At 71.8% G+C, this 22,200-nt stretch carries 26 protein-coding genes; 6 read left to right on the top strand and 20 right to left on the bottom strand.

Annotated features, from left to right (window positions below; genetic code table 11):
- Window positions 1-2: 2 nt before the first annotated feature.
- From trpC to LNW73_RS24900, 4 genes are all read right to left on the bottom strand, one after another.
- Window positions 3-812 carry an indole-3-glycerol phosphate synthase TrpC gene (gene trpC / locus LNW73_RS24915; RefSeq protein ID WP_250975387.1) on the bottom strand — a complete coding sequence of 270 codons (810 nt, stop codon included), beginning with the start codon at window positions 810-812 and terminating at the stop codon, window positions 3-5.
- A gap of 326 nt (window positions 813-1,138) precedes the next feature.
- Complete coding sequence (locus LNW73_RS24910; protein WP_374118181.1) at window positions 1,139-1,627, bottom strand: DUF2752 domain-containing protein; 489 nt, start codon at window positions 1,625-1,627, stop codon at window positions 1,139-1,141.
- Between the two features lie 94 nt (window positions 1,628-1,721).
- Window positions 1,722-1,931, bottom strand: coding sequence for an HGxxPAAW family protein (locus LNW73_RS24905; RefSeq protein ID WP_138358680.1), 210 nt, complete (start codon window positions 1,929-1,931; stop codon window positions 1,722-1,724).
- Window positions 1,932-2,066: 135 nt separating this feature from the next.
- Entirely contained in the window at window positions 2,067-2,819 is a 753-nt protein-coding gene (locus LNW73_RS24900; protein ID WP_374118280.1) for a TIGR02234 family membrane protein, read from the bottom strand.
- A 274-nt stretch (window positions 2,820-3,093) separates the two neighbouring features.
- On the opposite strand from LNW73_RS24900, the gene LNW73_RS24895 reads away from it, so the two are divergent.
- Window positions 3,094-4,401 carry a S53 family peptidase gene (locus tag LNW73_RS24895; protein WP_250991446.1) on the top strand — a complete coding sequence of 436 codons (1,308 nt, stop codon included), beginning with the start codon at window positions 3,094-3,096 and terminating at the stop codon, window positions 4,399-4,401.
- 75 nt (window positions 4,402-4,476) lie between these two features.
- Here the strand turns inward: LNW73_RS24895 and LNW73_RS24890 are convergent, their stop codons facing one another.
- From LNW73_RS24890 to hisI, 7 genes are all read right to left on the bottom strand, one after another.
- Window positions 4,477-6,000 (bottom strand): anthranilate synthase component I, encoded by a 1,524-nt coding sequence (locus tag LNW73_RS24890; protein WP_250991445.1) that lies wholly within the window; start codon window positions 5,998-6,000, stop codon window positions 4,477-4,479.
- Between the two features lie 36 nt (window positions 6,001-6,036).
- Entirely contained in the window at window positions 6,037-6,720 is a 684-nt protein-coding gene (locus LNW73_RS24885; RefSeq protein ID WP_250991444.1) for an enhanced serine sensitivity protein SseB C-terminal domain-containing protein, read from the bottom strand.
- Window positions 6,717-7,085: a hypothetical protein gene (locus LNW73_RS24880; protein WP_250991443.1), complete on the bottom strand. Its 369-nt coding sequence runs from the start codon at window positions 7,083-7,085 to the stop codon at window positions 6,717-6,719. The genes LNW73_RS24885 and LNW73_RS24880 overlap by 4 nt, the downstream gene beginning before the upstream one ends.
- The gene (locus LNW73_RS24875) at window positions 7,082-8,905 is read right to left on the bottom strand and encodes a putative T7SS-secreted protein (RefSeq protein ID WP_250991442.1); all 1,824 of its coding nucleotides are present in this window, start codon (window positions 8,903-8,905) and stop codon (window positions 7,082-7,084) included. The genes LNW73_RS24880 and LNW73_RS24875 overlap by 4 nt, the downstream gene beginning before the upstream one ends.
- On the bottom strand, window positions 8,902-9,552 hold the full coding sequence (locus LNW73_RS24870; RefSeq protein ID WP_250991441.1) for a hypothetical protein: 651 nt from the start codon (window positions 9,550-9,552) through the stop codon (window positions 8,902-8,904). Before LNW73_RS24870 ends, LNW73_RS24875 begins: the two co-directional genes overlap by 4 nt.
- The gene (locus LNW73_RS24865; protein ID WP_250991440.1) at window positions 9,549-9,848 is read right to left on the bottom strand and encodes a hypothetical protein; all 300 of its coding nucleotides are present in this window, start codon (window positions 9,846-9,848) and stop codon (window positions 9,549-9,551) included. Before LNW73_RS24865 ends, LNW73_RS24870 begins: the two co-directional genes overlap by 4 nt.
- A 120-nt stretch (window positions 9,849-9,968) precedes the next feature.
- On the bottom strand, window positions 9,969-10,352 hold the full coding sequence (hisI, locus tag LNW73_RS24860) for a phosphoribosyl-AMP cyclohydrolase (RefSeq protein ID WP_164296057.1): 384 nt from the start codon (window positions 10,350-10,352) through the stop codon (window positions 9,969-9,971).
- 357 nt (window positions 10,353-10,709) lie between these two features.
- Between hisI and LNW73_RS24855 the strand changes: the two genes are divergently transcribed.
- Both LNW73_RS24855 and LNW73_RS24850 read left to right on the top strand, forming a co-directional pair.
- On the top strand, window positions 10,710-11,390 hold the full coding sequence (locus tag LNW73_RS24855; protein WP_250991439.1) for a hypothetical protein: 681 nt from the start codon (window positions 10,710-10,712) through the stop codon (window positions 11,388-11,390).
- 33 nt (window positions 11,391-11,423) lie between these two features.
- Window positions 11,424-12,056, top strand: a complete 633-nt coding sequence (locus LNW73_RS24850; RefSeq protein WP_250991438.1) for a TIGR03085 family metal-binding protein — start codon at window positions 11,424-11,426, stop codon at window positions 12,054-12,056.
- A 22-nt stretch (window positions 12,057-12,078) separates the two neighbouring features.
- Here the strand turns inward: LNW73_RS24850 and LNW73_RS24845 are convergent, their stop codons facing one another.
- Window positions 12,079-12,966, bottom strand: coding sequence for a LysR family transcriptional regulator (locus LNW73_RS24845; RefSeq protein WP_250991437.1), 888 nt, complete (start codon window positions 12,964-12,966; stop codon window positions 12,079-12,081).
- Between the two features lie 94 nt (window positions 12,967-13,060).
- Between LNW73_RS24845 and LNW73_RS24840 the strand changes: the two genes are divergently transcribed.
- Genes LNW73_RS24840 through LNW73_RS24830 form a run of 3 tightly spaced genes read left to right on the top strand, consistent with a single transcriptional unit; the run spans window position 13,061 to window position 16,453 of the window.
- Window positions 13,061-13,765, top strand: coding sequence for a succinate dehydrogenase cytochrome b subunit (locus LNW73_RS24840; protein ID WP_250991436.1), 705 nt, complete (start codon window positions 13,061-13,063; stop codon window positions 13,763-13,765).
- Window position 13,766: 1 nt separating this feature from the next.
- Complete coding sequence (locus tag LNW73_RS24835) at window positions 13,767-15,713, top strand: fumarate reductase/succinate dehydrogenase flavoprotein subunit (RefSeq protein ID WP_250991435.1); 1,947 nt, start codon at window positions 13,767-13,769, stop codon at window positions 15,711-15,713.
- The gene (locus tag LNW73_RS24830; RefSeq protein WP_250991434.1) at window positions 15,710-16,453 is read left to right on the top strand and encodes a succinate dehydrogenase/fumarate reductase iron-sulfur subunit; all 744 of its coding nucleotides are present in this window, start codon (window positions 15,710-15,712) and stop codon (window positions 16,451-16,453) included. The genes LNW73_RS24835 and LNW73_RS24830 overlap by 4 nt, the downstream gene beginning before the upstream one ends.
- 13 nt (window positions 16,454-16,466) lie before the next feature.
- Here the strand turns inward: LNW73_RS24830 and hisF are convergent, their stop codons facing one another.
- Genes hisF through hisD form a run of 8 tightly spaced genes read right to left on the bottom strand, consistent with a single transcriptional unit; the run spans window position 16,467 to window position 22,177 of the window.
- Entirely contained in the window at window positions 16,467-17,222 is a 756-nt protein-coding gene (gene hisF / locus LNW73_RS24825; RefSeq protein WP_250975401.1) for an imidazole glycerol phosphate synthase subunit HisF, read from the bottom strand.
- Entirely contained in the window at window positions 17,219-17,626 is a 408-nt protein-coding gene (locus LNW73_RS24820; RefSeq protein WP_250975402.1) for a RidA family protein, read from the bottom strand. The genes hisF and LNW73_RS24820 overlap by 4 nt, the downstream gene beginning before the upstream one ends.
- Complete coding sequence (priA, locus tag LNW73_RS24815; protein WP_138356932.1) at window positions 17,623-18,354, bottom strand: bifunctional 1-(5-phosphoribosyl)-5-((5-phosphoribosylamino)methylideneamino)imidazole-4-carboxamide isomerase/phosphoribosylanthranilate isomerase PriA; 732 nt, start codon at window positions 18,352-18,354, stop codon at window positions 17,623-17,625. The genes LNW73_RS24820 and priA overlap by 4 nt, the downstream gene beginning before the upstream one ends.
- Window positions 18,355-18,376: 22 nt before the next feature.
- Window positions 18,377-19,012, bottom strand: a complete 636-nt coding sequence (gene hisH / locus LNW73_RS24810; protein ID WP_250975403.1) for an imidazole glycerol phosphate synthase subunit HisH — start codon at window positions 19,010-19,012, stop codon at window positions 18,377-18,379.
- Between the two features lie 9 nt (window positions 19,013-19,021).
- Complete coding sequence (locus tag LNW73_RS24805; protein ID WP_250991433.1) at window positions 19,022-19,174, bottom strand: hypothetical protein; 153 nt, start codon at window positions 19,172-19,174, stop codon at window positions 19,022-19,024.
- Window positions 19,171-19,764: an imidazoleglycerol-phosphate dehydratase HisB gene (gene hisB, locus LNW73_RS24800; protein ID WP_250975405.1), complete on the bottom strand. Its 594-nt coding sequence runs from the start codon at window positions 19,762-19,764 to the stop codon at window positions 19,171-19,173. The genes LNW73_RS24805 and hisB overlap by 4 nt, the downstream gene beginning before the upstream one ends.
- Window positions 19,761-20,864 (bottom strand): histidinol-phosphate transaminase, encoded by a 1,104-nt coding sequence (locus tag LNW73_RS24795; protein WP_250991432.1) that lies wholly within the window; start codon window positions 20,862-20,864, stop codon window positions 19,761-19,763. The genes hisB and LNW73_RS24795 overlap by 4 nt, the downstream gene beginning before the upstream one ends.
- Window positions 20,861-22,177 (bottom strand): histidinol dehydrogenase, encoded by a 1,317-nt coding sequence (gene hisD, locus LNW73_RS24790; RefSeq protein ID WP_250991431.1) that lies wholly within the window; start codon window positions 22,175-22,177, stop codon window positions 20,861-20,863. The genes LNW73_RS24795 and hisD overlap by 4 nt, the downstream gene beginning before the upstream one ends.
- Window positions 22,178-22,200: the final 23 nt, after the last annotated feature.

Here is a 22,200-nt window from a genome sequence, read left to right as displayed (position 1 = left end):
GGTCAGTTCCGCCCGAACCGCAGGGCGGGGTGGGCGCCGGCGGCCACGAGGTCGGCGACGGCCGCCCGCGGGTCCTTGCCGGTCACCAGGGACTCGCCGACGAGCACGGCGTCGGCGCCGTCGTTGGCGTAGGCGATGAGGTCGTGCGGGCCGCGGACACCGGACTCGGCGATCTTCACGATCTCGTCCGGGATCTCGGGCGCGATGCGCGCGAAGTTGCCGCGGTCGACCTCGAGGGTCTTGAGGTTCCGGGCGTTGACGCCGATGATCCGGGCGCCGGCGTCGACCGCGCGGGCGACCTCCTCCTCGTCGTGCACCTCGACGATCGGGGTGAGCCCGATCGAGGTCGCACGCTCGATGAGCGAGACCAGCGCGTCCTGCTCCAGGGCGGAGACGATCAGCAGGGCGAGGTCGGCGCCGTAGGCGCGGGCCTCCCACAGCTGGTACGCGGTGACGATGAAGTCCTTGCGGAGCACCGGGATGTCGACCTTGGCGCGGACCGCTTCGAGGTCGGCGAGGGAGCCGCCGAACTTGCGCTGTTCGGTCAGGACGCTGATGACCGCGGCGCCGCCCGCCTCGTAGTCGGCGGCGAGCCCGGCCGGGTCGGCGATGGCGGCCAGCGCGCCCTTGGAGGGGCTGGAGCGCTTGACCTCGCAGATCACCTTGACGCTGTCACCGCGCAGCGCGGCGACTCCGTCCATCGCTTCGCGTGCCTTGCCGGCCCGCTCCTTGAGCTCGTCGATGGAGACCTGAGCCTGCCGGTCGGCGAGGTCGGCGCGGACTCCGTCGATGATCTCGTCGAGCACACTCACGCGAGCGGTCCCCTTCCGGGCTGGGTGGTGGAGCACGGTCCGTGCACCGAAACGATCAAGCCAGTCAACGATCAAGCCAGCAAATGCTCGCGTCGGCTCACTGATGGTATCCGGCCGAGGGCGGAGGGCGCGCATCCGGTCGATCGCGGTCCCACTACCTGGACAAATGCGGCTACCAGGGGTAGCCGCCGGTTTCCCGTGGCACGGTTTCACCGGCCGCCAGGGGGAGGACCGGACACCACATGGCCGGTTCCTGCCATCGCCCGGCGTGTCGGCGCCACCGTGGCTCCGCTCCGCCGGGGGCCGGGCACGCGTCCGGCGGGGCGCTAGGGGGCGAGCGCGGATCCGAACGGCAGGTTCCGGGCGACGCTGAAGAACAGGACCACCGCGCCGATCGCCCACCAGTACGCCGGCCGCAGCCGGATCTCGAACGGACGGCCGCGCAGCGTCCTCGACAGCCACACCACCCAGACGACGGCGAAGAGCACGTAGGCCGCGACCGCCAGCGCGTTCAGACCGAGGGCCGCGCCGAAGTCACCGTGCGCGACCGCGTGGGCGCTGCGCAGCCCGCCGCAGCCGGGACAGTAGATCCCGGTGTACTTCAGCAGCGGGCAGACGGGGTAGTGGCCTGGGGTGTTCGGGTCGACCGCTCCGACGTACGCGAACGCGGAGACGACTCCCGCCAGCACCCCGAGCGGCACGGCGGCCCGCCGCAGCCGGCCGGCGGGCGGCGCGGGCTCCGGGGCGGACCACGGCTCGTGATGCGGCGCGGCGGCGCCGGCGGGCGGCGGCACGGCGGTCAGCTTGTCGGTCACGTGCCTGATTGTGCCCCGTGACGTACGAAGGCGCAGCCCCGGATCAGCCGGGGCCGCGCCCGCGTCGTGCGTGTCGTGCCGTTGGAGTGGGACGTCAGCTGTGGGCGGGCTTCCGGGGCTGGCCCAGGCCCATCGCGCGCATCACGAGGCCGACGACGCCACCGAGCAGGACCACGACCAGGCCCGCCCAGAATCCGAGCGGCTCGGCCATCACCATGAAGGCACCCGAGACGCAGAATCCGATGAAGGCGATTATGACGCCGGTCCAGGCGGCAGGGGTGTGGCCGTGGTTGGTGCCCGCCATGAGTGCTCCCAATATGTTCTCGGTCGGGGAAGTTTTCCTCGTCCATTCTTGCGCGTTCCCGGAGCGCTCCGTGCACGGGGGTGCGGCGTGGGCGGGCCCCCGTGCCGACACCGGTCGGCCCCCGGTCGGACCCGGTCAGCCCCCGGTCGGGTCCTCGCCGCGGTCGAGGGCCTTCCACAACTCCTCGGGGCGCTCGGGGTCCGGGGCGGGGCGCCCGGCCTTCCGGGACGGCAGGCCGGTGGCGCCGTCCCGGTCGTAGCGGTTGGACATCCCCGGCCAGTGGCGGCCGCGCACCACGGCGAGCACTCCGGCCGCGAACAGCAGCGCTCCCCCGGCGGCGGCGACCCACGGCCATGTGGTGGAACTCTCACCGACGACGGTCGTACTGGCCAGCGTCGTGGCGGCCGTGGCGGCCGCGGCCAGGGCGGAGCCGGGGCTGTCGGTGAGGGCGGCGGTCACGATGCCCACGCCGCACAGCACCAGGAGTCCCGAGACGACGGAGCGGCCGATGCCGCGGACGGCGAACACGGCGACCAGGGCGGCGAGGCCGACGAGCGCGAGCGCGCCGGGCACGCCGGTGATCTCGCTGCCGGAGACCGTGAGCGCCACCGAGCCCTCGGCGTACTTCGCGGTCCCGTGGGCCCAGGTCTTGCCCGCCGCGAGCAGCGTGACGGCGGCGCCGGCGACGCCGAGCAGCAGCGCGAGGGCCAGGCTGCGGCGGCCCGCGGCGCGGGTGCGCGCCGGCGGCCCCGGCACCACGGGGTCGGCGGCGGGTTCCTGGGCGGTCGCGGTGGGATCCGGCGCGGTCCCGGTCGGAACCGGGGCGGTCGCGGTGGTCGCGGATTCTTCGGCGGGGCGGGGCTGGGGCACGGCAGTCACGTAGACCACTATCGCGCGTCGGCCCGCGGGCGGCACAGGCGGGGGACCGATCAGGGACAGACCACCACGAGTCGATTTCATGCACCGACCAGTCCATGAGTGAGCAAGTTTTCGCCCATGCGATCACTGCCGAAAGCAAAGCGGAGGTAGAGACTCCGTCTGCCGTCTTGTTGACGTGCGCTCGTCACAATACGTTCGCGCCGATCCCCCGTGCGACCACCTCGCTCCGGCGGATCAACTCCCCCCGCACAGCCCCCGGTTCACAGCCACAGGAGGCAGTACGTTGCGCACAACCCTTACTCCGGCGTCGCTTCGGCGCGCCGGACTCTCCCTCACCGCCGTCGCGGGACTGGCCCTGGCGGGCTTCGCCATCGCCCCGTCCGCCGACGCGCAGCCGGTCGCGCGGACCGGCGCGGCCCAGAACGTCACCGTGAACGCGGATCAGGCCGTGCACACCGCTCGCGCCTGCGCCCTGCCCAAGGCGGGCGAGATGGCGTGCAAGGCGCTCCGCGTCACCAGCGGGACGGTGCACACCACCAATGTCCGTGGCACGACGATCACCCCCAACGCGGCCGCCGCCACCCCCACAGGTTACGGCCCGAGTGATCTTCAGAAGGCCTACGGGCTGACCTCCGCGGCGGCCGCCAACGGCGCCGGGCGGACCATCGCGATCGTCGACGCCTACGACGACCCGAACGCCGAGGCGGACCTCGGCGTCTACCGCTCGCACTACGGGCTGCCGGCCTGCACCACGGCCAACGGCTGCTTCAAGAAGGTCAGCCAGACCGGCAGCACCACCGCGCTGCCCACCGCCGACGCCGGCTGGTCGGAGGAGATATCCCTCGACCTCGACATGGCCAGCGCGATCTGCCCCAAGTGCAAGATCCTGCTCGTCGAGGCCAAGACCCCCTCGATGGCGAACCTCGGCACCGCGGTGAACCGTGCCGTCACCCTGGGCGCGAAGTACGTCTCGAACAGCTACGGCGGCGGGGAGTCCTCCTCCGACGCCTCCTACGACAGCAGCTACTTCAACCACCCGGGCGTCGCGATCACGGTCAGCGCCGGTGACTCCGCCTACGGCGCCGAGTACCCCGCCGCCTCCAAGTACGTGACCTCGGTCGGCGGCACCGCCCTCAAGACCGCCTCCAACGCCCGTGGCTGGACCGAGACCGTCTGGTCCACGAACAGCACCGAGGGCACCGGCTCCGGCTGCTCCGCCTATGACGCCAAGCAGTCCTGGCAGAAGGACACCGGCTGCGCCAAGCGGACCATCTCCGACGTGTCGGCGGTCGCCGACCCGGCCACCGGTCTGGCGATCTACGACTCCTACGGGATCGCCGCCGGGTACTACACCTTCGGTGGCACCAGCGCCTCGGCGCCGATCATCGCGGGGGTGTACGCCATCGCCGGCGCCCCGTCGTCCGGTTCGTACCCGACCTCGTTCCCGTACGCCCACACCTCGGCGCTCAACGACGTGACGAGCGGCTCCAACGGCAGCTGCTCGGGCTCGTACCTGTGCACCGCCAAGGCCGGATACGACGGCCCGACGGGTCTCGGCACCCCGAACGGCACCTCGGCCTTCACGGGCTGACGGCCCCGTGAAGCAGGCGGGGCGGCCCGGACCGGGCCGCCCCGCCTTCGCATGTCCCCACAGGTGTTCCCGCGGTCAGGCCTGCGCGTCGGTGTGCAGCCGGCTCGCGGTCGCCACCGCGCGCAGCACCGCCGCCGCCTTGTTGCGGCATTCGGTGTCCTCGGCGACCGGGTCCGAGTCGGCGACGACACCGGCGCCCGCCTGGACGTACGCCGTACCGTCGCGCAGCAGCGCGGTGCGGATGGCGATCGCGGTGTCGGAGTCGCCGGCGAAGTCCAGATAGCCGACGCAGCCGCCGTACAGACCGCGGCGGACCGGCTCCAGCTCGTCGATGATCTGCATCGCGCGCGGCTTGGGGGCACCGGACAGGGTCCCGGCCGGGAAGCAGGCCGTCAGCACGTCGAAGGCGGTGCGGCCCTCGGCCACCCGGCCGGTGACGGTCGAGACGATGTGCATGACGTGGCTGTAGCGCTCGACGGACATGAAGTCGACGACCTCGACGCTGCCCGGTTCGCACACCCGCCCCAGGTCGTTGCGGCCCAGGTCCACCAGCATCAGGTGCTCGGCGCGCTCCTTGGGGTCCGCCATCAGCTCCTCCCCCAGCGCCGCGTCCTCCTGCGGGGTCGCGCCGCGCGGCCGGGTGCCGGCGATCGGGTGCACCAGCGCCCGGCCGTCCTCGACCTTGACCAGCGCCTCGGGGCTGGAGCCCACGACGTCGAAGCCGTCGAAGCGGAACAGGTACATGTACGGACTCGGGTTGGTCGCCCGCAGCACCCGGTACACGTCCAGCGCGCTCGCCGGACACGGGGTCTCGAACCGCTGCGAGGGCACCACCTGGAACGCCTCACCCGCCCGGATCCGCTCCTTGATGTCCTCGACGGCTGCCTGGTAGGCCGCCGAGCCCCAGCGTCCGGTGAACTCCGGCAGCTCCGAGGCGGGCAGCTCGACGGCGGCCGACGCGGCCGGCCGGGCCAGGTCGGCGGCCATCGCGTCCAGCCGGGCGACGGCGTCGGCGTACGCCTCGTCGATGCCGGTGGCCAGGTCGTTGTGGTTGATCGCGTTCGCGATCAGCAGCACGCTGCCGTCCCAGTGGTCCAGCACCGCCAGGTCCGAGGTGAGCAGCATCGTCAGCTCGGGCAGCCGCAGTTCGTCCTCGCCGTGCTCGCCGATCTTCTCCAGGCGGCGCACGATGTCGTAGCCGAGGTAGCCGACCATCCCGCCGGTGAACGGCGGCAGCCCGCCGCCCGCGTGCAGGTCACGCGGGGTGTGCAGCGTCTCGACCGTGACCCGCAGCGCCTCCAGCGGATCGCCGCCGGTCGGCACGCCCACCGGCGGGGTCCCCTGCCAGTGCGCCTGCCCGTCGCGCTCGGTCAGCGTCGCGGCGCTGCGCACCCCGACGAACGAGTACCGCGACCACGAGCGGCCGTTCTCCGCGGACTCCAGCAGGAACGTCCCCGGACGCTCGCCCGCGAGCTTGCGGTACAGCCCGACCGGGGTGTCGCCGTCCGCCAACAGCCTCCGGCTGACGGGGATCACCCGGCGGTCCTCCGCCAGCTTGCGGAACGTTTCGAGGTCGGGCGCGACAGTAGCGGTGGTCATAGCGGCAGCGTAATGGGCCTGCGCGCAGGTGCCCGCTCAGCCCCGCAGATCCGGCCGGACGTACGCGGGCTCGACGTCGGCGAGGACGACGGCCCGCAGGTCCTCGGGAACGTCGCCGAGGGCCACGATCTGCATCGGGTCGGCCAGGGCGATGTCGGCCGCGGCGGCCAGCACCGCGTCGGCGGCCGCGGTGTCGGCTCCCGGCACCCCGTCGACCTCGTACACCACCAGGATCTTCTCCCGGGCATCCGCGACCCGGTAGCGCGTGAGGTACAGCCGCCGCACCGCGGCCAGCGCCTCGATCCGCGGCAGTGCGGCCGCCAGCAGCCGGGGCTGCGGGTCCGCGGACGCCTTGACCTTGATGTACGCGCCGGCCGGGAACGGCAGGCCCGCCGCGATCACCACATCGCGCTCCTCTGCGGCCACATGGATCGGCGAGGCGGCGCGCGGATCGATGATCAGACCGGCCGCGGGCGGCAGTTGGGCGAGCAGTTCCGGAACGGTGATCTGGAACAGCCGGTAGCCCTCGGGCAGATCGCGCCGGATCTCCTCCGGGTCGGTGTACGCGACGGCGCACAGCGTTCCGGAGACATCCGTGTAGAGCGGTTCCGGGCCGCGGTCGCCCGTCCGCACGCCGATCAGCACGATGCTGTCGGCGAGCCGGTAGATCAGCGGGGAGACCTCGATCGGCCGCGGGGTCGGGTCCGGGTGCTGGCTCATAGCTCGATCTCCGCGTTGACGGCGGGCAGGTCCCTGGGCAGCGGCGCCTCGATGCCCATCAGGTTCAGCTGGTCGCCCAGGCACATCCGGACGCCGCCGGATCCATCGGAATGTCTCGCGTAGGTGCCGAGCCGGATGGTGCCGGGGAAGACGAAGGTCTCCCGGAGGCGGTCCACGTGGAAGGGCTTCTCCAGCGTGAGCAGCCAGTCCCCGAAGTGGTAGTCGACGATGTGCCAGTCCTTCGTGATCCGGTTCCCCCAGGACAGCTCGGCCGCCACGATCGGATCGAGGTGCGCGTGCGGGTTCTCCCGCGTGCCGGAGGCCGCGATCGGCGCCCGGACATCGTCCGGCGTTCCGGCGCTCATCGGCTCGGCGCCGTGAGCTGGGAGCCGTACACCGAACTTCGGGTGATGCCGCCGACGATGGTGGTGCCGCCCGCGGCGGTGGCCGCCGTCCGGTTGTTGGTCAGGATCGGCGACCCGGACGGCAGGTCGAAGTTGTGCAGCGGGATGTTCTGCCCGGGGCCGACGCTGGCGATGCCGTTCGGCGAGACCGGCAGGACGTTGCCGCTGTGGTCGATGACGGAGATGGCGCCGGAGTCGATGTGCGACATCACGTCGGGGACGAAGTACTGCGGCAGGCCGCCCCCGCCGAACTGCGGGTTGGCGTTCGCGTAGGCGCCGGCCGCCGGCACGTCGGAGTTGAAGTGCAGGGTGACGCCCTCGGTCCGGTACTCGTGCTGGATGTACTGGTTGAGGTCGGACGGTCCCACCTGGACTCCCTTGCTGATCTCGGCGGAGTCACCGCCCAGCGACGCCATCGTCCCCTCCGGCATCGCGAATCCGGTGATCCGCGGGTGCAGCGCCTCGGCGTTGGTGCCGGCCGGGATGACGGTGTCGTGCCACAGGTCGATCCCCGGGTAGCCGCCCGAGCCCTGCCAGGCGCGCGCTCCCTGGGACGGCAGTTCCGACGCCGCCTGGGTGCCGCCGCGCCAGCCCTGGAGGCCCTCGGACAGGCTGGACCGGAACGAGCCGAAGAGCCCCGCCCCGTCACCGAAGCCGGCCCCGAAGCCGGTCAGCGCGCCGGAGGCGCCGTACCGCAGCTCGGTGGCCATCGACGTCAGCTTGCCCAGGGCGGTGAACGGCAGGGCGCGCAGCAGTCCCGGGATGGCCGAGCGGCCCTTCCACAGGGCCATCGCGCCGGTGCCGATGCCCTTGATCGCACCCCATCCGGCGCCCAGCAGATGGCTGCCCACCCCGAGCAGCCCCTCGGCGGCGAAGGCGCCCTTCAGGGCGCCCAGCGAGGTGAGGCCCTTCGTCATGGGAATACAGCTCAGCGCCGCGAGGGCCACGTCCCACAGGGTCGCTTTCCCCTGGGTGTACTTGGCGATGGTGTCCGCGAGCACCAGCAGCGCGGCCGCGAAGACGATCCAGGCGATCGGGCCGCCGATGATGAGCGCGATGATGCCGCCGACCGCGACCACGATCTTCGCGACGACGATGAGGCCGTTCCACGCCTTGGCGGCGAGGTCCCCGAGCTTGTGCCAGAACGAGTCCGGCGGGATGCCCGCGTCGGCGGCCTCGTGCAGCGATCTGCTCGCGGTGTCGGCGGCGGTGTTGCGCAGTTCCGCCGCCTGCCCGGCGAGCCGCTTGGCGGCGTCCAGCTGTGCCTGGGGGCCGCTGAGCTGCGACTGCAGGGAGGTGACCTGGCCCTGGGCGGCGGTGTGCTTGCGGGCCTGCTCCTTGACCTGGTCGGGGTCGGGCGGGGCGACCGCCTTGTCCAGTGTCGTGAGCGAGCCGTTGGCGGTGACGAGCTGCGCGTGCAGGCTCTTCACCTGGTCGTGGACCTGGCGGCCCTGGGAGAGCGCCCGGTCCGCCTGGCTCTGCGCCGAGTCGAGGGACGTCGCGTAGCCGTCGAGTGCGTCGGCGGCCAGGTGGTGGGAGTGCGCGACCTTGTCGAGCTGTCCGGGGAACTTGCCGATCGCCTCCTTGAAGACGTCGCCGGCGGCGCCGACCCACGTCATCGTCGCCTGGTCACCGGCGAGGGCCCGTACGTTCCGGGACGCCGCCTCGGCGTCGTCGGCGATCCGGCGGGTGGTGGTGGCGAGTTGGCGGACCCGGAAGACGTCGCCCGGGGTCGGATCCTCGTGCAGGTCGAGGATGAACCAGTCGGCCGGGCGGCTCACGATGTGGTCTCCACGAGGTCGGCGGCGCGGAACAGGCGGAAGGTGGAGCTGATGGCGTCGAAGACGTCGAGCAGCGCCGGCGCCACCTCCACGGCGGGGCTGCTGCACGAGACGATGGCGACGCGGTTCACGTCCCGCAGCGGTACGAAGGTCTGCATGGTGACGACGCGCATCGGGCGGCCGGACTCGTCCTCGATGTCCTCGACCCCGTGGCTGCGGGCGGCGGGCCCGGCGTCCGGGAGTTCGACGGTGGACAGCTCGGTCCAGGTGTCGCCCTCGGCCTTGGCCGTCTTCGCGCTGAGCGGTGCGAGCAGCGGGGACAGCCGGTCCTCGGCGTCGCTGCTCGCGTCGACCGGCCCGGCGACGAAGGAGACGGTGACGCAGGCGGGCAGCAGGCCGTCCGCGACCGATTCCGCCATCACCGCGCAGTAGACCGCGCCGGCGTTCCAGGCGGCCGCCGCCTGGTTGCGCAGCAGCCGGACGATGTCGGAGCGGCGCTCGCGCAGTTCGGGCAGGTCGGTGAGGCGCCGGCTGACGAGGTCGGCCGCCGAGGCGGCCCGGGTCGCGGGGCGGACGTCGACCTCGAACCAGCTGCCGGGGACGCGCAGCGTGTAGCCGACGCCGGTGTCGAACTTCGGGCCGCTCATTGCGGTGCCCTGGTGCCGTCGCGCAGCTGCTTGGCGAGGTCCTCGTCGACCTTGGTGTAGGCCTTCACGGCCTCGGTGACCATGGACGAAAGCACGCCGGCGGTGTTCTCGACATGGCCGCGCCCGTCCCGCCAGCGCTTCTCGAAGTGGTGCATCGCGTCGCGGACCCGGCCGTCGCCGTAGTCGGAGTCGAAGGAGTCGATCACCGAGTGGCTGGATTCGAGCCCCTGTTTGATCCGGGTGAGCTGGCCGGTGAACGCGTCCAGTGCCCCCAGGTCGTATCCCAGGTCCGTCATCGAACCCTCCCATCGATCCGCGGACCGACAGCTTGCCACAGTGGCCGATAACGTTTACGGCCAGGCGGGAAGGTCACCGGGATCGTGGCGGCGGACCCGGACGGAACCCGGGTCGGGGGGTCAGGGGCCCAGCGGCAGCGGGTCGGCGTCGAAGCAGGTGCGGTCGCCGGTGTGGCAGGCGGCACCGGTCTGGTCGACCTTGACGAGCAGGGTGTCGCCGTCGCAGTCGAGGGCGACGGACTTGACGTGCTGGACGTGCCCCGAGGTGTCGCCCTTGACCCAGTACTCGCCGCGGCTGCGGCTCCAGTAGGTGCAGCGGCCGGTGGTGAGCGTGCGGTGCAGCGCCTCGTCGTCCATCCAGCCGAGCATGAGCACCTCGCCGGTGTCGTACTGCTGCGCGATGGCGGGGACGAGCCCGTCGGCGGTGCGCTTGAGGCGGGCGGCCACGGCCGGGTCGAGCGGGGAGGACGGGGACGCGGGGGACGGTGCGGCGGTGTCGGGCATGCCTCTATTGTGCCGCCGGTCCCTCCGGCGTTTCGCGCCGCCCAAAAGGTGCGTTCGGTGATGAACACGGCAGGTTCACCGACCTTGATTCCCTAGTCGCTCGCCGTTGTCACCCGTATGGGGCATCCTTCGTGCATGGGTTTTCCTCCGCCTCCGCCGAACGGTCAGCCGCCACCAGGGCAAGGTGGCGGCTTCGGTCCGCCGCAGAACTTTGGTCCGCCGACTCCACCTCCTCCGCCGGGTGACGGCTACGGCTATCCGCAAGGCGGCCAGGGCGGTTACGGATATCCGCAGGGTGGTCAAGGGGGCCAGGGGGGCCAGGGCGGTTACGGCCCGCCCGGTCCTCCCGGACCGCCGGTGCCTCCCGGCGGCTACGGCTATCCGCCCGGTGGCGGCGGCTATCCCCCGCCGCCCGGCGGCGGAAACAACAACGGCCGGAACGCGGCGATAGCGATCGGTGCGGTGGTCGTCGTCGGGGCGATCATCGGCGGCATCGTCCTGGCCAGCAGCGGTGGCGACGACAAGAAGCCGGACGCGCTCACCAGCTCCAGCTCGTCCTCGTCCACCTCGGCGTTCCCGACGCCGACGGTGACGCTGCCGACCGACCTGCCGACGCTCGACATACCCACCGACCTGCCGACCACCGGCTCCACCACCAGCAGCCCGACCCCGGACCTGGTGCCGTACGTCGTGCTGAACCCGGGCAAGTGCTTCGACCACCCGGGCCTGGACAGCAGCGTGTCCGTCGTCACGACCCGCTCGTGCAGTTCGCCGCACGACGGCGAGGTCGTCGCGAACGAGACCCTGACCGGCAGCTTCACCACCGAGACCGAGCTCCAGACCAAGGTGCTGAAGCTGTGCGAGCCGGACGCCAAGAAGCGTCTCGCCCGGATCCCGGCCGACGGCAAGACCTATTACTACTACGCGCTGTATCCGTCGCTCATGACGTACCAGATCCAGAAGAAGGACACGATCTCCTGCTCGCTGACCCTCAGCAACAAGGTCGACGGGAAGAAGCTCACCAAGGCCCTGCCGTAGCCGCACGGCGAGGGGTGGACCTAACCTGACGTCATGTCGACTCATGCGCAGCGTGAACGTCTGCTCCTCGCCGATCTGCTGGAGAACGCCGGGGCGGGTGCTCCGACGCTCTGCGAGGGCTGGACCGCCCGCGATCTGGCCGCGCATCTCGTCGTCCGCGAGCGCCGCAGCGATGCCGCGGCCGGGATCGTGATCCCGCAGCTCGCCGCCCGGATGGAACGCGTCCGGCAGGAGTTCGCGCAGAAGCCGTTCGAGGAGCTGGTACAGCTCATCCGCACCGGGCCGCCGCGGATGTCGCCGTTCTCCCTCAAGCAGATCGACGAGGCGGCCAACACCGTCGAGTTCTTCGTCCACGCCGAGGACGTCCGCCGTGCCCAGCCGGAGTGGACTCCCCGTGAGCTGGACAGCGTCTTCTCCGACACCCTGTGGAAGCGCCTGGAGCGCATGGCCCGGGTCGCGGGCCGCAGGTCCCCCGTCGGGCTGGTCCTGCGCCGCCCCGACGGCCAGACCGCCGTCGCGCACAAGGGCACCCCGGTCGTGACGGTCACCGGTGAGCCGGGCGAGCTGACGATCTTCGCCTTCGGCCGCCAGGAGGCGGCGCGGGTCGAGACCGAGGGCGACAAGGCCGCCGTGGCCACGGTGTACGACACCAAGCTCGGCCTCTAGACCGGGCCCCGCTGCAAGGCCGTCAGCGGGCCCGAGTGGCGTCCAGCAGGATGCGGCGCAGTTCGCGGGCGGCGCGGGGCGGTGAGACGTCGCCGCGGTGCGCGACGGAGATGGTGCGGTGCAGGCCCGGGGCGGCGAACGGGGTGATGCGCAGGCCCGAGCGCTCCGCGACCATGCTGGGGACCACGGCGAGGCCCAGGCCGGCCCGGACGAATCCGAGGACCGCGTCCATCTCGCCGCCCTCGACGGAGAAGGTCGGTTCGAAGCCGGCCGCCCGGCAGGCCGCGAGGGTGTACTCCCGCAGGTCGTAGCCGCGGCGGAACATCACCATCGGACGGCCGCGCAGGTCCTCGATCCGCAGGTGCGCGCGGCGCACCGGAGCGGGATCGGCCGGCGCCGAGACCGCCACCAGCTCCTCGCGCAGCAGCTCCTCGGTGGCCAGGGCGGGGGCCTGGACGGGGAGCGGGGTGATGATCAGGGCGAGGTCGAGCTCCCCGGCGGCCAGTACCCGCACGAGGTCCTGCGAGCCGTCCTCGTGGACCACCAGGTCGACTCCGGGGTACCGCCGGTGGAAGTCCTTCAGGACATCGGGGACCAGGCTGGCGCACAGGCTCGGCGGCGCCCCGAGCCGCACCCGGCCGCGCCGGAGCTGGGCCACCTCCTGGACCTCGCGGCGCGCGGTCTCGGCGTCGGCCAGGATCCGGCGGGCCAGCGGCAGCAGGACCTCCCCCGCGTCGGTGAGGGTGATGTGCCCCCGGGCGCGGTGGAACAGCTCGGCGCCCAGCTCCCGTTCCAGCGCCCGGATCTGCTGCGACAGCGACGGCTGGGCCACATGGACGCTCTCGGCGGCACGGGTGAAGTGCCGCAGGTCCGCGACGGCGGCGAAGTACTGGAGCTGGTGCAGCTGCATGGTGCCAGCGTAGATCGCTGCATAGGCATTGCCTATGGAAAGCAGCCGCATCATGTCTTGGACGGATGGCGGCGCCCGGCCTAGCGTCCTGTCCATGGCACTGGCGACACGTACCGGACGGCGATCATCCCCCGCGGCGACCCTGTGGCGCTCGACCGTCGGCAAGAAGGCGGTCATGGCCGTCACCGGGGTGGCGATGCTGCTGTTCCTCGTCGGCCACATGCTCGGCAATCTGAAGATCTTCTTCGGTGCCCCGGAGTTCAACGCCTACGCGGCCTGGCTGCGCACCATCGGTGAGCCGGTGCTGCACCACGGCTGGTTCCTGTGGCTGATGCGGCTGGGCCTGGTGGCGGCCGTCGTGCTGCACGGCGTCGCCGCTTACCAGCTCAGCCGGCGGGACCGGGCCGCCCGGCCCGCGAAGTACGCCCACCGGCGGCAGCGCGCCAGTTACGCCACCCGCACCATGCGCTGGGGCGGGGTGATCCTCGCGCTGTTCATCGTCTGGCACCTCCTGGACCTGACGACGCTGACGGTGAATCCGCGCGGCCAGGCGCACCACCCCTACGAGAACATCGTCGCGGACTTCCGCAACTGGTACGCCGATGTCTTCTACATCGTGGCGATGCTCGCCCTCGGCCTGCACATCCGGCACGGCTTCTGGAGCGCCGCCCAGACCCTCGGCGCCAACAACGCCCGGCGGGACCGCGCCCTGAAAGCCCTGGCCAACGCCCTGGCGCTCGTCCTGACCTGCGGATTCATCGCCGTACCCGTTGCCGTCATGACTGGAGTCGTGAGCTGACATGACCGACTACTCGCACTGGACCACCGGCGAACCCGTCGTCGACACCAAGGCCCCCGAAGGCCCGATCGCCGAGCGCTGGGACCGCCGCCGCTTCGAGGCGAAGCTGGTGAACCCGGCCAACCGCCGCCGGCACACCGTCATCGTGGTCGGCACCGGGCTGGCCGGCGGCGCGGCCGGCGCCACGCTGGCCGAACAGGGCTACCACGTCGTGCAGTTCTGCTACCAGGACTCGCCCCGCAGGGCACACTCCATCGCCGCGCAGGGCGGCATCAACGCCGCCAAGAACTACCGCAACGACGGCGATTCGGTGCGGCGGCTGTTCTACGACACCGTCAAGGGCGGCGACTTCCGCGCCCGGGAGTCCAATGTGCACCGCCTCGCGCAGGTGTCGGTGGAGATCATCGACCAGTGCGTCGCCCAGGGCGTCCCGTTCGCCCGCGAGTACGGCGGCCTGCTCGACACCCGCTCGTTCGGCGGCGTCCAGGTGTCGCGCACCTTCTACGCCCGCGGACAGACCGGCCAGCAGCTGCTGCTCGGCGCCTACCAGGCGCTCACCCGGCAGATCGCGGCCGGCACGGTCGAGATGCACGCGCGGACCGAGATGCTCGATCTGATCGTGGTGGACGGCCGGGCGCGCGGCATCGTCGCCCGCGATCTGGTCACCGGACGCATCGACACCTACTTCGCGGACGCGGTCGTGCTCGCCTCCGGCGGCTACGGCAACGTCTTCCATCTGTCGACCAACGCCAAGAACTCCAACGCCACCGCCATCTGGCGGGCCCACCGGCGCGGCGCGTACTTCGCCAACCCCTGCTTCACCCAGATCCACCCCACCTGCATCCCGCGCTCCGGCGACCACCAGTCGAAGCTGACGCTGATGAGCGAGTCGCTGCGCAACGACGGCCGGATCTGGGTCCCGAAGGTGCGGGGCGACGAACGCCCGCCGAACGCGATCCCCGAGGACGAGCGGGACTACTACCTGGAGCGGCTCTACCCGGCGTTCGGCAACCTGGTGCCCCGCGACATCGCCTCGCGCGCCGCCAAGAACGTCTGCGACGAGGGGCGCGGCGTCGGACCCGGCGGGCAGGGCGTCTATCTGGACTTCGCCGACGCCATCGCCCGCACGGGCCGCGCCGCGGTGGAGGAGAAGTACGGCAACCTCTTCGAGATGTACGCGCGGATCACCGCCGAGGACCCGTATGCAACGCCGATGCGGATCTATCCCGCGATCCACTACACGATGGGCGGCCTGTGGGTCGACTACGACCTGCAGACCACGGTGCCCGGCCTCTTCGCCATCGGCGAGGCCAACTTCTCCGACCACGGCGCCAACCGGCTCGGTGCCAGCGCCCTCATGCAGGGCCTGGCCGACGGCTACTTCGTCCTGCCCGCCACCCTCAACGACTATCTGGCCCGGCATCCGCACGACACCGTGGACCCGACGCATCCGGCGGTCGCCGAGGCCGTCGCCGACACCGAGGACCGGCTCAACCTGCTGCTCGCCGTCAACGGCGACCGCACCCCCGAGTCCTTCCACCGCGAACTGGGCGAGCTGCTCTGGGACGAGTGCGGCATGGCGCGCACCGGGACCGGGCTGCGCAAGGCCCTGGACCGCATCCCGCAGCTGCGCGACGAGTTCTGGCGCCGGGTGAAGGTCCCCGGCTCCGGCGCCGACCTCAACCAGTCGCTGGAGCAGGCCAACCGGATCGCCGACCATCTGGAACTCGCCGAGCTGATGTGCCTGGACGCCCTGCACCGCGCCGAGTCGTGCGGCGGCCACTTCCGCGAGGAGAGCCAGACCCCGGACGGCGAGGCGGCCCGCGACGACGCTTCCTTCGCGTACGCCGCCGCCTGGGAGTTCACCGGCACCGGCCGCGCCCCCGTCCTGCACCGCGAAGACCTCGTCTTCGAGCACGTCCACCCCACCCAGCGGAGCTACGCGTGAAACTGACCCTGCGCATCTGGCGGCAGACCGGCCCCGACGAGCCGGGCCGGATGACCACCTACGACGTCACCGGCATCTCCCCCGACATGTCGTTCCTGGAGATGCTGGACCATCTGAACGAGGAGCTGATCCTCGCCGGCGACGAGCCCGTCGCCTTCGACCACGACTGCCGTGAGGGCATCTGCGGTGCCTGCGGCATGGTCATCAACGGCCGGGCGCACGGCCCCGAGCGGACCACCACCTGTCAGCTGCACATGCGGCACTTCACCGACGGCGACACCATCGACGTCGAGCCGTGGCGCGCCGCCGCCTTCCCGGTGGTGAAGGACCTCGTCGTCGACCGGTCGGCGTTCGACCGGATCATCGGCGCCGGCGGCTACATCACCGCGCCCACCGGCGCCGCCCCGGAGGCGCACGCCACCGCGGTGCCCAAGCCGGTCGCGGACACCGCCTTCGAGCACGCCGAGTGCATCGGCTGCGGCGCCTGTGTGGCGGCCTGCCCGAACGGCTCGGCGATGCTCTTCACCTCGGCGAAGGTCGTCCACCTCAACGTGCTGCCGCAGGGGGCGCCCGAGCGCGAGTCCCGGGTGCTGGACATGGTCGGGGCCATGGACGCCGAGGGGTTCGGCGGCTGCACCAACACCGGTGAATGCGCCACGGCCTGCCCGAAGGGCATCCCGCTGCCGTCCATCGCGGCGATGAACCGCGAGTACCTGCGGGCTCTCAGCAAAGGCCGGTGAACCGACGGACTCCTCAGCGGACCGGGTGACCGGCCTCGCGCAGCGCGTTCTTGACGTCCCCGATGCGCAGGTCCCCGAAGTGGAAGACCGACGCCGCCAGCACCGCGTCGGCGCCGACCGCCACCGCGGGAGCGAAGTCGGAGAGCTTGCCGGCGCCGCCGGAGGCGATGACGGGGACCGTGACGTGCTTGCGGACGGCCTCGATCATGGCGAGGTCGTAGCCGTCCTTGGTGCCGTCGGCGTCCATCGAGTTGAGCAGGATCTCCCCGGCGCCCAGTTCCGCGGCGCGGTGCGCCCACTCGACGGCGTCGATGCCGGTGCCCTGCCGGCCGCCGTGCGTGGTGACCTCGAAGCCGCCGGCCGCGTTCCGCCGGGCGTCCACGGACAGCACGAGCACCTGCCGGCCGAAGCGCTCGGCGATCTCCCGGATCAGGTCCGGGCGGGCGATGGCGGCGGTGTTGACGCCGACCTTGTCCGCGCCGGCGCGCAGCAGCTTGTCGACGTCGTCCGTGGTGCGGACGCCACCGCCGACGGTGAGCGGGATGAAGACCTGTTCGGCGGTGCGGCGCACCACGTCGTAGGTGGTCTCGCGGTCGCCCGAGGAGGCGGTGATGTCGAGGAACGTCAGCTCGTCCGCGCCCTCGGCGTCATAGAGCTTCGCCATCTCGACGGGGTCGCCCGCGTCCCGCAGGTTCTGGAAGTTGACGCCCTTGACGACCCGGCCGTTGTCCACGTCCAGGCAGGGGATGACTCGGACCGCGAGGGTCATTCAGGGGCTCCTCGATACGCTTCGACCTCGACCTCGACCAGCACCCGGGAGTCGACGAAGCCGTTGACGACGACCATCGTCGCGGCCGGCCGTACGTCGCCGAACAGCTCCTTGTGGGCGCGCCCGACATCCTCCGCGTCCCGGGCGTGGCTGAGGTACATCCGGGTGCGGATGACGCTGTCGGCCGCGAGGCCGAACGGCTCCAGCGCGGCGATCGCGTTGCCGAAGGCGAGCAGCGTCTGCTCGTACGGACTTCCCTCGCCCCGCACCACACCGCCGACCAGCGGCATGGTGCCCGCGACGATGACCCGGTCCCCGGCCGCGACGGCACGGGCGAAGCCCATGGTCTCCTCCCAGGGGCTGTGGTCGGACTGCACGCGGCGAACTGCGGGGGATTCGGTCATCGTGAAACGGCCTCCAACGCCTCTTCCAAGGTGAACGCCTTGGCGTAAAGGGCCTTGCCCACGATGGCGCCTTCGACACCTTCGGGTACCAACGTGGCGATCGCGCGCAGATCGTCGAGCGACGAGACGCCGCCGGACGCGACGACGGGCTTGTCGGTGGCGGCGCACACGTTCTTCAGCAGTTCCAGGTTGGGTCCCTGGAGGGTGCCGTCCTTGGCGATGTCGGTGACGACGTACCGGGCACACCCTTCGGAGTCCAGCCGGGCGAGCGTCTCGAACAGGTCGCCGCCGTCGCGGGTCCAGCCGCGGCCGCGCAGGGTGGTGCCGCGGACGTCCAGGCCGACCGCGATCCGGTCGCCGTACTCGGCGATGACCTTGGCGACCCACTCGGGCGTCTCCAGGGCGGCGGTGCCGAGGTTGACGCGGGTGCAGCCGGTGGCCAGGGCCGCCGCGAGCGACGCGTCGTCGCGGATGCCGCCGGACAGCTCGACCTTGATGTCCATGGAGCCGGCGACCTCGGCGATCCGCGCCCGGTTGTCACCGGTGCCGAAGGCCGCGTCCAGGTCCACCAGGTGCAGCCACTCGGCGCCCGCCTGCTGCCAGGCGAGGGCGGCGGCCAGCGGGTCGCCGTAGGACGTCTCGGAGCCGGACTCGCCGTGGACGAGGCGGACGGCCTGGCCGTCGCGGACGTCGACGGCGGGAAGGAGTTCGAGGCGGTTCGTAGCCATAGGAAGTGACGTCCTAGAGGTTCTAGAGGTGGTCGAGCCAGTTGGTCAGCAGCTGGGCACCGGCGTCGCCGGACTTCTCGGGGTGGAACTGGGTGGCCCACAGCGGGCCGTTCTCCACGGCGGCGACGAAGGGTTCGCCGTGCGTGGCCCAGGTGACCTTCGGGGAGCGGATATGGGGGTTGGTGACCTCCAGCTCCCACTCCCGCACCGCGTACGAGTGCACGAAGTAGAAGCGGGCGTCGGCGTCGAGCCCGGCGAACTGCCGGGTGTCCTCGGGCGCCTTGACCGTGTTCCAGCCCATGTGCGGGACGATCGGGGCCCGCAGCGGCTCGACGGTGCCGGGCCACTCGTCGCAGCCCTCGGTCTCGGTGCCGTGCTCCACGCCGCGCGCGAACAGGATCTGCATCCCGACGCAGATCCCCATCACGGGCCGGCCGCCGGACAGCCGCCGGCCGATGATCCACTCACCGCGGACCGACTTCAGTCCGGCCATGCAGGCGGCGAACGCCCCGACGCCGGGCACCAGCAGCCCGTCGGCGTTCATGGCCCGGTCGAAGTCACTGGTGATCTCGACGTCGGCGCCGACGTGCGCCAGCGCGCGCTCGGCCGAGCGGACGTTGCCGAATCCGTAGTCGAGGACAACCACGCTCTTGCTCATGGCGGCCCCCTACAGCGACATCAGGCCGGCACCGAACGCCATGAGCGCGCCGATGCCGAGCAGGACGACGACGCCCGTCGGAAGCTTCTGCCTCCAGAAGGAGTAGACGCCGCCGGCGAGGAAGAGCCCGAGGACGATGTAGACGGTCGATGCGGTGTTCACAGTGCGCCCTTGGTCGAGGGGAGGATGCCGGCCGCGCGCGGGTCACGCTCGGAGGCGTACCGCAGGGCGCGGGCCAGGGCCTTGAACTGGCACTCCACGATGTGGTGCGCGTTCCGGCCGTACGGGACGTGGACGTGCAGCGCGATCTGCGCCTGCGCGACGAACGACTCCAGGATGTGCCGGGTCATCGTCGTGTCGTACGAGCCGATCATGGGAGCCATGTTCTCGGGCTCGGTGTGCACCAGGTAGGGACGGCCCGACAGGTCCACGGTGACCTGGGCGAGTGACTCGTCCAGCGGCACCGTGCAGTTGCCGAAGCGGTAGATCCCGACCTTGTCGCCGAGCGCCTGCCGGAAGGCGGCGCCGAGCGCGAGGGCGGTGTCCTCGATGGTGTGGTGGGTGTCGATGTGCAGGTCGCCCTCGGTCTTGACCGACAGGTCGAAGAGTCCGTGGCGGCCGAGCTGGTCGAGCATGTGGTCGTAGAAGCCGACACCGGTGGAGACGGAGACTTCGCCCCTGCCGTCCAGGTCGATCTCGACGACGACGGACGTTTCCTTGGTGGTGCGTTCCACACGGCCCACGCGGGTCATACGGTCTCCTTCTGCATTGCGCGAACCGCGTCCAGGAACGCGTCGTTCTCCTCCGGGGTGCCCGCGGTGACCCGCAGCCATCCCGGTACACCGTTGTCGCGGACCAGGACGCCGCGGTCGAGGATCGCCTGCCAGGCGGCATGGCTGTCCGCGAAGCGGCCGAACTGCACGAAGTTCGCGTCCGAGTCCGTGACCTCGCAGCCCAGGGCGCGCAGTTCGGTGACCAGACGGTCCCGCTCGGCCTTGAGCTGCTCGACGTACCCCAGCAGCGTATCGGTGTGCTCCAGCGCCGCGAGCGCGGTGGCCTGGGTGACGGCCGACAGGTGGTACGGCAGGCGCACCAGCTGGACGGCGTCGACGACGGCCGGGTCCGCGGCGAGGTAGCCGAGCCGCAGCCCGGCCGCGCCGAACGCCTTGGACATGGTGCGGCTGACCACCAGGTTCGGCCGACCCTCGATGAGCGACAGCAGCGACGGCCGGTGCGAGAACTCGACATACGCCTCGTCGACGACGACCAGCGACGGTTTCGCGGCCTGCGCGGCCTCGTACAGCGCCAGTACGGTCGCGGCTTCGACGGCCGTGCCGGTGGGGTTGTTCGGCGAGCAGATGAAGACCACGTCGGGCCGGCGCGCGGCGATCTCCGCCACGGCGGCGTCCACGTCGATGGTGAAGTCGGCGCGGCGCGGCCCGGAGATCCACTCCGTGCCGGTGCCGCGCGAGATCAGCGCGTGCATCGAGTACGAGGGCTCGAAGCCGATCGCGCTGCGCCCGGGGCCGCCGAAGGTCTGCAGCAGCTGCTGGATGACCTCGTTCGAGCCGTTGGCCGCCCACACCTGTTCCTTGGAGACCGCGTAGCCGGCGGTGCGGCTGAGGTACGCGGCCAGCTCGGTGCGCAGCTCCACCGCGTCCCGGTCCGGGTAGCGGTTCAGCGCCCTGGCGGCCTCGGTGACCCGCTCGCCGATCCGCCGCACGAGGGCCTCGGGCAGCGGGTACGGGTTCTCGTTGGTGTTCAGCCGCACCGGGACGTCGAGCTGCGGCGCGCCGTAGGGGGTCTGGCCGCGCAGCTCGTCACGGATGGGCAGATCGTCGATGCGGGTCACCGCGGTACCTGCCAGTCGAACCGTGCGCGCAGCGCGGCGCCGTGCGCGGGCAGGTCCTCGGCGTCGGCGAGCGTCACCACGTGGTGGGTGACCTCGGCGAGCGCGTCGCGGCTGTAGTCCACGACGTGGATGCCGCGCAGGAACGACTGCACGGACAGGCCCGAGGAGTGGCAGGCGCAGCCGCCGGTGGGCAGTACGTGGTTCGAGCCGGCGCAGTAGTCGCCGAGCGAGACCGGGGCGTACGCGCCGACGAAGATCGCGCCGGCGTTGCGGACCCGGGCGGCGACGGCGGCGGCGTCCGCGGTCTGGATCTCCAGGTGCTCGGCGCCGTAGGCGTCGACGACGGCGAGGCCCTGGTCGATCGTGTCGACCAGCACCACGGCCGACTGCCGGCCGGCCAGCGCGGCCAGGATGCGCTCGCTGTGCTTGGTGACGCCGACCTGCGCCGCCAGCTCCTTCTCGACCCGCTCGGCCAGCTCCACCGAGGTGGTGACCAGCACGGCCGCCGCCAGGGTGTCGTGCTCGGCCTGGCTGATCAGGTCCGCGGCGACGTGCACCGGGTCGGCGGTGGCGTCGGCGAGGACGGCGATCTCGGTCGGACCGGCCTCGGCGTCGATACCGATCCGGCCCTTGAGCAGCCGCTTGGCCGACGCGACGTAGATGTTGCCGGGGCCGGTGACCAGGTTGACCGGCCGGCACTCCTCGGTGCCGTACGCGAACATCGCGATGGCCTGGGCGCCGCCGGCGGCGTAGACCTCGTCCACGCCGAGCAGCGCGCAGGCGGCGAGGATCGTCGGGTTGGGCAGGCCGTCGAAGTCCTTCTGCGGGGGCGACGAGACGGCGATGCCCTCGACGCCGGCCTCCTGCGCCGGGACCACGTTCATGACGACGGACGACGCGTAGGCGGCCAGTCCGCCCGGCACGTACAGTCCGACCCGCTCGACCGGCACCCAGCGCTCGGTGACCGTGCCACCGGGCACGACCTGCACCGTCGTGTCAGTGCGGCGCTGCTCGTGGTGCACGATCCTGGCCCGCCGGATCGACTCCTCCAGGGCGGCGCGGATCTTCGGATCCAGCTCCTCCAGGGCGCTCTCCAGTGCCGCGGCGGGCACCCGGACGCGCTCCAGGGTGACGCCGTCGAACTTCCGCGCGTAGTCGATCAGCGCCGCCGTCCCCCGATGGCGTACGTCCTCGCAGATGGGCCGCACCTGGTCCAGGGCGGCTTCCACGTCGAACTCGGCTCGGGGCAGCAGGTCGCGGTCGATGCCGTCCTCCGGGAAGGCGGCACCACGCAGATCGATTCGGGAGATCACCCTGTCAAGTGTAGAGAACGCTG

Origin of the sequence: Streptomyces sp. RKAG337 (assembly GCF_023701715.1) — a bacterium.
Lineage (GTDB): Bacteria > Actinomycetota > Actinomycetes > Streptomycetales > Streptomycetaceae > Actinacidiphila.
The sequence above is the reverse complement of the archived record's forward strand: the minus strand, read 5'-3'. Positions and strand labels throughout refer to the sequence as shown.